Source organism: Burkholderia sp. CCA53 (assembly GCF_001685525.1).
In the GTDB taxonomy this organism is placed as follows: Bacteria; Pseudomonadota; Gammaproteobacteria; order Burkholderiales; family Burkholderiaceae; genus Burkholderia; species Burkholderia multivorans.
Window position 1 is genome coordinate 2141683 of the sequence record NZ_BDDJ01000002.1, and the last position, 11197, is coordinate 2152879.

General features: G+C 69.1%; 7 protein-coding genes. 6 read left to right on the plus strand and 1 reads right to left on the minus strand.

The features are described from left to right. Positions 1 to 94: 94 nt before the first annotated feature. The 5 genes from BCR55_RS32790 (at position 95) to BCR55_RS25730 (ending at position 9143) form a co-directional block, all read left to right on the plus strand. Entirely contained in the window at positions 95 to 466 is a 372-nt protein-coding gene (locus tag BCR55_RS32790; RefSeq protein WP_065496470.1) for a hypothetical protein, read from the plus strand. 151 nt (positions 467 to 617) lie between these two features. Beyond that, complete coding sequence (locus tag BCR55_RS25715; protein WP_035945924.1) at positions 618 to 1943, plus strand: MFS transporter; 1326 nt, start codon at positions 618 to 620, stop codon at positions 1941 to 1943. A gap of 21 nt (positions 1944 to 1964) precedes the next feature. Continuing rightward, positions 1965 to 4538, plus strand: coding sequence for a nitrite reductase large subunit NirB (gene nirB / locus BCR55_RS25720; RefSeq protein WP_065496472.1), 2574 nt, complete (start codon positions 1965 to 1967; stop codon positions 4536 to 4538). Between the two features lie 32 nt (positions 4539 to 4570). Next, positions 4571 to 4915 (plus strand): nitrite reductase small subunit NirD, encoded by a 345-nt coding sequence (gene nirD, locus BCR55_RS25725; RefSeq protein ID WP_006403445.1) that lies wholly within the window; start codon positions 4571 to 4573, stop codon positions 4913 to 4915. Positions 4916 to 4931: 16 nt separating this feature from the next. Next, positions 4932 to 9143: a bifunctional nitrate reductase/sulfite reductase flavoprotein subunit alpha gene (locus BCR55_RS25730; RefSeq protein ID WP_053298489.1), complete on the plus strand. Its 4212-nt coding sequence runs from the start codon at positions 4932 to 4934 to the stop codon at positions 9141 to 9143. 28 nt (positions 9144 to 9171) lie between these two features. Here BCR55_RS25730 and BCR55_RS25735 read toward each other — a convergent pair whose 3' ends face one another. Beyond that, positions 9172 to 9948 carry an SDR family oxidoreductase gene (locus tag BCR55_RS25735; protein ID WP_059940520.1) on the minus strand — a complete coding sequence of 259 codons (777 nt, stop codon included), beginning with the start codon at positions 9946 to 9948 and terminating at the stop codon, positions 9172 to 9174. Positions 9949 to 10086: 138 nt separating this feature from the next. On the opposite strand from BCR55_RS25735, the gene BCR55_RS25740 reads away from it, so the two are divergent. Next, positions 10087 to 10995, plus strand: a complete 909-nt coding sequence (locus tag BCR55_RS25740; RefSeq protein ID WP_172488728.1) for a LysR family transcriptional regulator — start codon at positions 10087 to 10089, stop codon at positions 10993 to 10995. Positions 10996 to 11197 lie beyond the last annotated feature (202 nt).

Below are 11197 nucleotides of genomic sequence, written 5' to 3' on the forward strand. Positions count from 1 at the left end.
GGTCGTTTAACGCGGTCATTGCGGCAGCGTCGGCAGCCGATATGACGGCCGCACCCGGCGATGCCGCGCACGCAACGGACGCCGTTGTCCCGATTTGCCCGTCCGCATCGACGGGCCGCTCGTTCCGACACTGCACATCGGCGTCGTTGCCGATGTCCGCTTTCGATTCAGCAATATCCGGGCCAACCGGTATCGCGCGCATCGCGATGCGTGGCGCAATCGCGCGGTGCGCGTGCAGGGCCGCGCGATGCGAGCCGACGCGATGCCGCATCGACGTGCATCGATGGCGGCTGCCGCGCACCGCGATGTCGCACGGCTTCAGTGCTGCATCGCACCACATCTGTGCCTCGCTGCGTCGGCGTGCGTCGTCAGCAGGGGCGCCGCGCGCATGGTCCGATGCCGCGCGCGCCTTGCGCGGCGGGCGTTGCGGCGCGCTGGCCGCGTCATTGGCACGGCGCTTGCGTAACAGCGTCCGGGCGGATCAACGGCGATCCGGCTCGCAGTACCGAATACCGACGCGCCCGGCAACGGGCTTCATGGGCAACGGCGTCCTACGCACCGGCTCTCGACTAACGAGACCGTGTGCGCAGGACGCCGTTTTTCGTTTGGCGGATGACATGACCGACAAAGCTACCCGTATCGATCTCTTCAGCCTCCGCACCGCGCCGATGCGCGCGTTCCATCTGACGTGGATGGCGTTCTTCGTCTGCTTCTTCGCATGGTTCGCGTGCGCGCCGTTGATGCCGCTGATCGCACGTGAATTCCATCTGAGCGCCGCACAGGTCGCGAACATCAACATCGCTGCCGTCGCTGCGACCATTGCGGTGCGGCTGCTGGTCGGCCCGCTGTGCGACCGCTTCGGTCCGCGCCGCGTCTACGTCGGCCTGCTCGTGCTCGGCGCGATTCCGGTGTTCGCGGTGTCGTTCACGCACGACTACCTGTCGTTCCTGATCTGCCGGCTCGGGATCGGCGCGATCGGCGCGGGCTTCGTGATCACGCAGTACCACACGTCGGTGATGTTCGCGCCGAACGTCGTCGGCACCGCGAATGCGACCACGGCCGGCTGGGGCAACGCGGGCGCCGGCGCGACGCAGGCGCTGATGCCGCTGCTCGTCGCGGCCGGCCTGATGCTAGGCCTCGGCGACGATTCGGCATGGCGCGCCGCGCTCGTCGTGCCCGGCATCGCGATGCTCGCGATGGCATGGGCGTACTGGCGCTATGCGCAGGACTGCCCGCAAGGCGACTTCATCGCGCTGCGCAAAGCGGGCGTGACGATCGACAGCGGCAAGAAGGGCGGCTGGGCGAGCTTCTTTACCGCGTGCGCGAACTATCGCGTGTGGATGCTGTTCGTCACGTACGGCGCGTGCTTCGGCGTCGAAGTGTTCATCCACAACATCGCCGCGCTCTACTACGTCGATCACTTCCATCTGTCGCTGAAGGATGCGGGCCTCGCGGCCGGCCTGTTCGGGCTGCTCGCGCTGTTTGCGCGCGCACTCGGCGGCTGGCTGTCGGACAAGGTCGCCGCGCGCCGCAGCCTCGACGTGCGTGCGACGCTGCTCTGCGCGCTGATCGTCGGCGAAGGACTCGGGCTGATCTGGTTCTCGCACGCCCAGAGCGTCGGCATCGCGCTCGTCGCGATGCTGACCTTCGGCCTGTTCACGCACATGGCGTGCGGCGCGACCTATGCGCTCGTGCCGTTCATCGACCGCAAGGCGCTCGGCGGCGTCGCCGGGATCGTCGGTGCGGGCGGCAACGTGGGCGCGGTCGCCGCGAGCTTCCTGCTGAAGGGCGTCGGCGACGTGCAGCACGCGCTGAGCCTGCTCGGACTCGCCGTCACGGCAACTGCGCTGTGCGCGATGGCCGTGCGCTTTAGCGAAGAACACAAGGCGCGCGAGGCCGAGCTGCGCGACCGCGCACTCGCTGCCGCGAACGCCGCGAACTGATCGACCGAAGGAAACGCCATCATGAAACTCATCGTCATCGGCCACGGGATGGTCGGCCACAAGCTCCTCGAATGCGTCGCCGCCGAAACCGCGGCGGTGCAGGCGACCGTGCTCGCCGAGGAGCCGCGTCCGGCTTACGATCGCGTGCATCTGTCCGAGTTCTTCGCGGGCAAATCGGCGGACGACCTCTCGCTCGTCGAGCCCGGCTTCTTCGCGCGCCATCCGCAGTTCGACCTGCGGCTCAATGCGCGCGTCGTGTCGATCGACCGCGCCGCGCACACGGTCACGCTCGCGTCGGGCGACACGCTCGCGTACGACAAGCTCGTGCTCGCGACAGGTTCGCGCCCGTTCGTGCCGCCGGTGCCCGGCCACGATCGCGCGGACTGTTTCGTGTACCGGACGATCGAGGATCTCGAAGCGATGCAGGCGTGCGGCGCGCGCGCGAAGCGCGGCGTCGTGGTCGGCGGCGGTTTGCTCGGCCTCGAATGCGCGAAGGCGCTGCGCGACATGGGGCTCGATACGCACGTCGTCGAATTCGCGCCGCGGCTGATGGCCGTGCAGGTCGACGACGGCGGCGGCCGCATGCTGCGCGCGAAGATCGAAGCGCTCGGCGTGACGGTCCATACCGGCAAGAACACGCTCGAGATCGTCGACGGCGAGGAGGGTACGCATCGCATGGTGTTCGCGGACGGCACGCATCTCGACACCGACATGATCGTGTTCTCGGCCGGCATCCGTGCACGCGACGAACTGGCGCGCGCCTGCGGGCTCGAGATCGGCCCGCGCGGCGGCGTCGCGATCGACGACGCGTGCCGTACGAGCGATGCCGACATCTACGCGATCGGCGAATGCGCGGCGTGGAACGGCACCGTGTACGGGCTCGTCGCGCCCGGCTACGACATGGCGCGCGTGGTCGCGAAGCAGCTCGCGGGCCGCACCGGCGAAACCGCCGTGTTTGCGGGCGCCGACATGAGCACGAAGCTGAAGCTGATGGGCGTCGACGTCGCGAGCATCGGCGACGCGCACGGCACGACGGCCGGCAGCCGCACCTATCAGTACGCGGACGAGCGTCGGCAGATCTACAAGAAGCTCGTCGTGTCCGACTGCGGCAAGTTCCTGCACGGCGCCGTCATGGTGGGCGACGCGACCGAATACGGCACGCTGCTGCAGATGATGCTGAACCGCATCGAGCTGCCCGAGCGGCCCGAATTCCTGATCCTGCCGTCGTCGGACGGCGCGGCGAAACCTGCGCTCGGCGTCGACGCGCTGCCCGCGGGCGCGCAGATCTGCTCGTGCAACAACGTGTCGAAGTCGCAGATCTGCGCGGCAGTGAACGACGGCGCGACGAGTCTCGGCGCGCTGAAGTCGTGCACGGGCGCCGGCACGTCGTGCGGCGGCTGCGTGCCGCTCGTCACGCAGATCATGAAGGCCGAGATGAAGAAGCAAGGGCTCGCCGTCAACAACCATCTGTGCGAGCACTTTGCGTATTCGCGGCAGGAGTTGTTCCATCTGGTGCGCGTCGAGCGGATCCGGACCTTCGACGATCTGCTCACGAAGCACGGCCGCGGGCTCGGCTGCGACGTCTGCAAGCCGGCGATCGCAGGCATTCTCGCGTCGTGCTTCAACGAATTCGTGCTGAAGAAGGAGCATGCGGGGCTGCAGGATTCGAACGACTACTACCTCGCGAACATCCAGCGCGACGGCACGTATTCGGTCGTGCCGCGCATGCCGGGCGGCGAGGTCACGCCCGAAGGGCTGATCGCCGTCGGGCAGGTCGCGAAGAAGTACGGGCTGTACACGAAGATCACCGGCGGCCAGCGCGTGGACCTGTTCGGCGCGCGCGTCGAGCAGCTGCCGTCGATCTGGGAAGAGCTGATCGCGGCCGGCTTCGAATCCGGGCATGCGTACGGCAAGGCCGTGCGCACCGTGAAGTCGTGCGTCGGCTCGACGTGGTGCCGCTACGGCGTCGACGATTCGGTCGGGCTCGCGATCGACATCGAGAACCGCTACAAGGGCTTGCGCGCGCCGCACAAGATCAAGTTCGGCGTGTCGGGCTGCACGCGCGAATGCGCGGAAGCGCAGGGCAAGGACGTCGGCATCATCGCGACCGAGAAGGGCTGGAACCTGTACGTCTGCGGCAACGGCGGGATGAAGCCGCGGCATGCGGAGCTGCTCGCCGCCGATCTCGATCGCGACACGCTGATCCGCTATATCGACCGCTTCCTGATGTTCTACGTGCGCACCGCCGACCGGCTGCAGCGCACCAGCGTGTGGCGCGACAACCTCGAAGGCGGCCTCGACTACCTGATCGACGTCGTCGTGCACGACCGGCTCGGCATCGCGGCCGAACTCGAGGCCGACATGCAGCACGTCGTCGACACGTACGAGTGCGAGTGGAAGAAGGCCGTCAACGATCCCGACACGCGCCGCCGCTTCCGCCATTTCGTCAACAGCGATGCGCCGGACACGACCATCGCGTTCGTCGAAACGCGCGGCCAGATCCGGCCCGCCACGCCCGAGGAACGCGTCGGCGGCAAACGCGTCGCGATCCCGGTCGTCGCGGCGGAGCGCGTCGCCGAATCCGAAACCGTCTGATCCGTGCCACTGTCATCTTCAAGGAGAGTCCGATGAACGATCGTCTTCCGCTGTCCTGGACGCGCGTCTGCGCACTCGACGACATCGTGCCGAACACCGGCGTCTGCGCACTCGTCAACGGCGAACAGGTCGCCGTCTTCCACGTCGCGCACGGCGACGGCGGCGTGTACGCGATCGACAACGTCGATCCGGTCTCGCGCGCGGCCGTGATGTCGCGCGGGCTGATCGGCAGCCTCGGCGAGCGCGTGGTGGTCGCCTCGCCGCTGTACAAGCACCACTTCGACCTGCGCACCGGCGAATGCGTCGAAGCGCCCGAGCAGTCGGTCAACGCGTATCCGTCGCGTGTCGAGGACGGCTACGTGTGGGTCGCGGCCTGACCATCGCGGAGCGCGCATGACCGCCACCAGCGTGAAGAGCGTATGCCCGTACTGCGGCGTCGGCTGCGGGATGGTGCTGCACGTCGAGGACGGCGAGGTCGTCAAGGTCTCGGGCGACCCCGATCATCCGGCCAACTTCGGGCGGCTTTGCACGAAGGGCTCGTCGGCGCACGTCCCGCTACGCCGCTCCGGGCGGCTCGACCGCGCATTCGTGCGGCGTGCGCGCGACGAAGATCACGTGCCGCTGCCGGTGCGCGACGCGATCGCGGAGACCGCGCGCCGCCTGCGCGCGGTGCTCGACACGCACGGCCCGGACGCGCTGTCGTTCTACGTATCGGGGCAGCTGTCGATCGAGGCGCAGTACCTCGTGAACAAGCTCGCGAAGGGCTTCGTGCGCACCAACAACATCGAGTCGAATTCGCGGCTCTGCATGGCGAGCGCGAGCACCGGCTACAAGCAGTCGCTCGGCGCGGACGGCCCGCCGGGTTCGTACCAGGACTTCGATCGCGCGAACCTGTTCTTCGTGATCGGCGCGAACATGGCCGACTGTCATCCGATCCTGTTCCTGCGCATGATGGATCGCGTGAAGGCCGGCGCGAAGCTGATCGTCGTCGATCCGCGCCGCACGGGCACCGCCGACAAGGCCGATCTGTTCCTGCAGATCCGGCCCGGCACCGATCTCGCGCTGATGAACGGGCTGCTCCATCTGCTGCACGCGAACGGCCGCATCGATCGCGCGTTCATCGGCGAATTCACCGAAGGCTGGGACGCGATGCCCGCGTTTCTCGCGGACTACACGCCCGAGCGCGTCGCCGCGATCACGGGCCTCGCGGAAGCCGACATCCGCACGGCCGCGCAGTGGATCGGCGACGCGCCGGAGTGGACGAGCTGCTGGACGATGGGGCTCAACCAGAGCACGCATGGCGTCTGGAACACGAACGCGATCTGCAATCTGCATCTCGCGACAGGCCGCATCTGCCGGCCCGGCAGCGGCCCGTTCTCGCTGACGGGCCAGCCCAACGCGATGGGCGGCCGCGAGATGGGCTACATGGGCCCCGGGCTGCCGGGCCAGCGTTCGACGCTGTCGGAAGCGGACCGCCGGTTCGTCGAGGATCTGTGGCGCGTGCCGCACGGCACGCTGCGCGCGGAGGCGGGCGGCGGCACCGTCGACCTGTTCGCGCGGATGCAGGCCGGCGACGTGAAGGCGTGCTGGATCATCTGCACCAACCCGGTCGCGACCGTGCCGAATCGCCAGAACGTGATCGCCGCGCTGCAGGCCGCCGAGCTCGTGATCGCGCAGGATGCGTTTCTCGATACCGAAACGAACCGCTACGCGGACATCCTGCTGCCCGGTGCGCTGTGGGCCGAGGGCGACGGCGTGATGGTGAACTCGGAACGCAACATGACGCTGATGCGGCAGGCGATCGCGCCGCCCGGCGATGCGCTGCCCGACTGGCGGATCGTCGCCGAGGTCGCGCGCGCGATGGGCTTCGAGGACGCGTTCGACTACGCGTCGGCGGCCGACGTGTTCGACGAGATCGTGCGCTTCTCGAATCCGGCGACCGGCTACGACCTGCGCGGCGCGAGCCACGCGGTGCTGCGCGAAGGGCCCGTGCAGTGGCCCGTCGCGCCCGGCACGGCGCGCGAGCGCCATCCGCTGCGCTATCTGAACGACGGCGTGAGTCAGACGCTGCGCACCGAACACGCGGCCGAGGGCGCGGGCGATGCGGCGCGCACGCCGCGTCTCGCGTTTCCGACGCCGTCGGGCAAGGCGCGCTTTTTCGCTCGGCCGCACGTCGCGCCGGCTGAACTGCCCGACGATACGTTCCCGATCGTGCTGAACACCGGCCGGCTGCAGCACCAGTGGCACACGATGACGAAGACCGGCAAGGTCGCGATGCTGAACAAGCTCAATGCGCGGCCGTTCGTCGAGCTGCACCCCGACGACGCGCGTGCGCTCGGCGTGCGTGCGAAGGACGGTGTCGAAATTCGTTCGGCGCGCGGGCGCGCGGTGCTGCCGGCGGTCGTGACGGAGCGCGTCCAGCGCGGCCAGTGCTTCGCGCCGATGCACTGGAACGACGTGTACGGCGACGACCTCTGCATCAACGCGGTTACGCACGACGCGATCGACGCCGAATCGCAGCAGCCGGAACTGAAATACTGCGCGGTCGCGCTGCGCCGCGTCGACACCGGCGCGTTCGCGGCTGAGCCCGAGGCGATGCAACGGGCCGACGCCGACGAGGTCGGCAGCGCGCCGGCGACGCCGCCGGTGCCGGCCGCCGCTACCCAGGAATTCGACATGGCAGACATCGATGCATTCGCGGCCGCGCTCGGCGTGGCCGATTTCGCGCCGCCGCCGTTGACCGACGCGGAGCGGTCGTACGTGGCCGGCCTCGTCAGCGGGCTGAAGGCGAGCGCGGGCCGCCGCGAAGGCGGCGTGCCGGTGCTGCCCGCGCTGGCGCCGCTCGCGCCGCCCGTGCGCTACTGGCTCGACGGCATGCTGGCGGGGCTGTTCAGCCGCGCGACGCCGTCCGATGCGGCCGACACCGCGCCGCGCGCGCGGCCGGCGGACGCCTCCGCGCCCGCGCCGGGCGGCGTGCGGATCGTGCGCACGCGGCCCAAGGTCGTGCTGCTGTGGGCATCGCAGACCGGCAACATCGAGTCGCTGACCGAGGATTACGCGACGCAGCTGATGAACGCCGGCTTCGAGATCCGCACCGCGTGCATGGCCGACTATCCGGTCGCGTCGCTCGCGAGCGCGCAATACGTGCTGCTGATGACGAGCACGTTCGGCGACGGCGATCCGCCCGACAACGGCCGCGAGTTCTGGGACGCGCTCGCCGGCGACGCGGCGCCGCGCGTCGACGGCGTGCATTTCGCGGTGCTCGCGTTCGGCGACCGCAACTACGACCAGTTCTGCGGCCACGGGCGCCGGCTCGATGCGCGGCTCGCGGAGCTCGGCGCGACGCGGCTCTGTGCGCGCGTCGACTGCGACGTCGAGTTTCAGCGCGACGCCGACCAGTGGCTCGAACGCGTGGTCGCGCGGATCAAGGACACCGACGCCGCGCTGCACGCGGTGCCGGCCGGCGCCGACAACGCGGCGGGACTGCTGCCGAGCAAGGCCCATCCGGCGCCGTCGAAGCTCGTCGCGAACCTGCGGCTGAACCGTCCGGGCGCCGCGAAGGATACGCGCTACGTGTCGCTGTCGACGGACGGCGCGAACCTCGAATACGAAACCGGCGACGCGCTCGGCGTGTGGCCGACCAACTGCCCCGAACTGGTCGACGAGTTGCTGGCCGTCACGGCGCTGAAGGCCGATACGCCGGTGTCGGTGCCGGGCGTCGGCGACACGCGCCTTGGCGACGCGCTCGCGCGCCACTTCGACATCACGCGCCCGCATCCGGACACGCTCGCGTTCATTGCGTCGCGCAGCGCGAACGGCGCACTGAAGACGCTGCTGCGCGACGACCGCAAGGCCGAGCTGAAGCAGTGGCTGTGGGGGCAGCAGCTCGCGGACGTGCTGCACGAGTTTCCGGTCGAGCTGTCGGGCGCGGAGCTGGTCGGCATGCTGAAGCGGCTGCAGCCGCGGCTTTACTCGATCGCGTCGAGCCCGAGCGCGCATCCGGGCGAGATTCATCTGACGGTGTCGGCCGTCCGCTATCACAACGGACGGCGCGCACGCAAAGGCGTCGCCTCGACGTTTCTCGCCGATCGCGCGGAAGACGGCCGCGTGCCGGTGTTCGTGCAGAAGTCCGCACACTTCCGGCCGCCGGTGAACGGCGACGTGCCGATCGTGATGGTCGGCCCCGGCACCGGCATCGCGCCGTTCCGCGGCTTTCTGCACGAGCGGCAGGCGTGCGGCGCACGCGGACGCAACTGGCTGTTCTTCGGCGAGCAGCATGCGCAGACCGACTTCTACTATCGCGACGAACTGACCGCGATGCGCGACAGCGGCTTCCTGACGCGGCTCGATCTCGCGTTCTCGCGCGATCAGGCCGACAAGATCTACGTGCAGGACCGGATGCGCGAGCACGGCGCCGAGCTGTTCGCCTGGCTCGAAGAGGGCGCGCACTTCTACGTGTGCGGCGACGCCGCGCGGATGGCGAAGGATGTCGATGCGGCGCTGAAGGCGGTCGTCGCCGAGCACGGCGGGATGTCCGAGGAGGCCGCGAACGACTACGTCGCGCGGCTCGCGAAGGCGCGGCGCTACGTGCGCGACGTGTACTGAGCGGCTCGTCGCGCGGCCGCGACGGCCGTTACTGCATGCGCGTCCACGCGTGCGCCTGCTCCTCGCGCACGAACGCTTCGGCCGATTTCGGCAGCAGCGTACGGAATGCGCCGCCTTCGCCGACGATCACGCCGATCATCGCGGCGATCATTTCTTCCGGATCGTGCTGTTCGAGCGGGAACGACAGCCGCGACGGCGTCACGAAATGCACGGCCGGATCGCGCCACCGCGCGGGCGTTTCCATCATCCGGTCGTTGAAGCCGGTGCTGTACGGGCCGGGATTCACGACGGCGACGCGCACGCCGTGCGGCGCGAGTTCCGCGTGCATCGCTTCGGCGACCGATTCGACCGCGTGCTTCGACGCGCAGTACGCGCCGGTGAACGGGCCGGTGATCAGCCCCGCGATCGACGAGACGAAGACGATCTTGCCGTGCTTGCGCGCGAGCATCCCGCGCGCAACCTGCTGGGTGAGATCGAGCGGGCCGAACACGTTTACATCGAACAGCTCGCGGACGATCTCGACCGGCAGGTCGACGAGCGCGCCCGCTTCACCGACACCCGCGTTGTTCACGAGCACGTCGATCTCCGCGTCGGCCGCGCGTGCGCGGTCGTACGCGGATGTCACGTCGAGCTTGATCGCGCGCAGCGCTGTGCTGCGCTGCGTCGCGGCTTCCGTCAGCGTCGCGATTTCGGACGCGACGCGCACGCCGGCCGTCACGTCGTGACCCTGCTGCGCGAGCCGCAGCGCGACCTCGCGGCCGAACCCGCTGCCCGCGCCGGTAATGAGAATGCGTTTCTGTGCCATGTGTGACCTCGTTGTGTGGAAGGTGGCCGAACCGATCGCCGAGGTAACCGGTTCCGAAGACGACGGCACGAGTGTAGGGCGTTCCCGTATATGCGAAAATCGGCATTCCGCTCGCAAGCGTTTCAAGTTTTTTTAATGATGAGAAGACGCGATCCGATGGCCGGGCTGCACGTATTCATGAGCGTCGCGACGTCCGGCAACTTCACGCGCGCGGCGGCCGCGCTGGGGCTCACGCCGGCCGCGGTCAGCCTCGCGATCGGCCAGCTCGAGGGCGAGCTGAACGTGAAGCTGTTCAACCGCAGCACGCGCGGCGTGAGCCTGACCGAAGCGGGGCAGCGCTATCTGCAGCGCACCGAGGCCGCATACCGGCAGATCGCGCAGGCGCGCGACGAGCTGAACGCCGCGCACGACGAGCCGAGCGGGCTGCTGCGCGTGACCGCGCTGCCGCTCGCGCGCACGCAGGTGATCGCGCCGATGCTCGCGACGTTTCACCGGCGCTATCCGAAGGTCCGGCTCGAGATCCGTTACGAAAACGCGCTTGTCGACATCGTGAACGACGGCTTCGATGCGGGCATTCGTCTCGCGGACCGGCTGCAGCCAGGGATGATCGGTGTACGGATCGCGCCCGCGCTGTCGTGCGCGCTCGTCGCGTCGCCCGATTACCTCGCGCGTCGCGGCGCGCCGGCGTCGGTCGCCGCACTCGACGCGCATGCATGCATCCGGTTCCGGTTCCCCGAGAGCGGACGGCTGCACAAGTGGCTGCTGCGCGACGGCCGGCGCGCAGTCGATCTCGACCCGGAAGGCGCGTTCATCACCAACGACGCGGATGCGGTGATCGATGCGGCGCGCGCGGGCGTCGGGATCGCATTCGCGTTCATCCGCGCGCGCGTCGAGCGCGACCTGCGCGACGGCACGCTCGTCGAGGTGCTGCCGGGCGCGTGCCGCGCGCTGCCGCCGATGTGGCTCTATTACGCGAACCGCAAGCACGTGCCCGCGAAGCTCCGCGCGTTCATCGACGTGCTGCGGGAACAGGCGAGGCCGGCCTAGCACGCCGCTCCCGCGCCGATTGCTCCGCGATCACGCGCATACGATTCATCCGATGAAACAACGCGGCCGATTCCGGCTATCATGCGTTCCGTGCGCATGTTTGACGTGTGCGGGCCGGACGATCGCGCCGCGTGGCTCACGACGCGGCCGCCCGCCCAGACTGAAAGATTTTGTAATGTAGTTTTCGTATACTCGCCGTTTC

Coding starts and splice junctions, on each gene's coding strand:
- nirD (WP_006403445.1), top strand. CDS start 4,571: ATGAACGATCGTCTTCCGCTGTCCTGGACGCGCGTCTGCGCACTCGAC.
- BCR55_RS25730 (WP_053298489.1), top strand. CDS start 4,932: ATGACCGCCACCAGCGTGAAGAGCGTATGCCCGTACTGCGGCGTCGGC.
- BCR55_RS25740 (WP_172488728.1), top strand. CDS start 10,087: ATGAGAAGACGCGATCCGATGGCCGGGCTGCACGTATTCATGAGCGTC.
- BCR55_RS25735 (WP_059940520.1), bottom strand. CDS start 9,948: ATGGCACAGAAACGCATTCTCATTACCGGCGCGGGCAGCGGGTTCGGC.
- nirB (WP_065496472.1), top strand. CDS start 1,965: ATGAAACTCATCGTCATCGGCCACGGGATGGTCGGCCACAAGCTCCTC.
- BCR55_RS25715 (WP_035945924.1), top strand. CDS start 618: ATGACCGACAAAGCTACCCGTATCGATCTCTTCAGCCTCCGCACCGCG.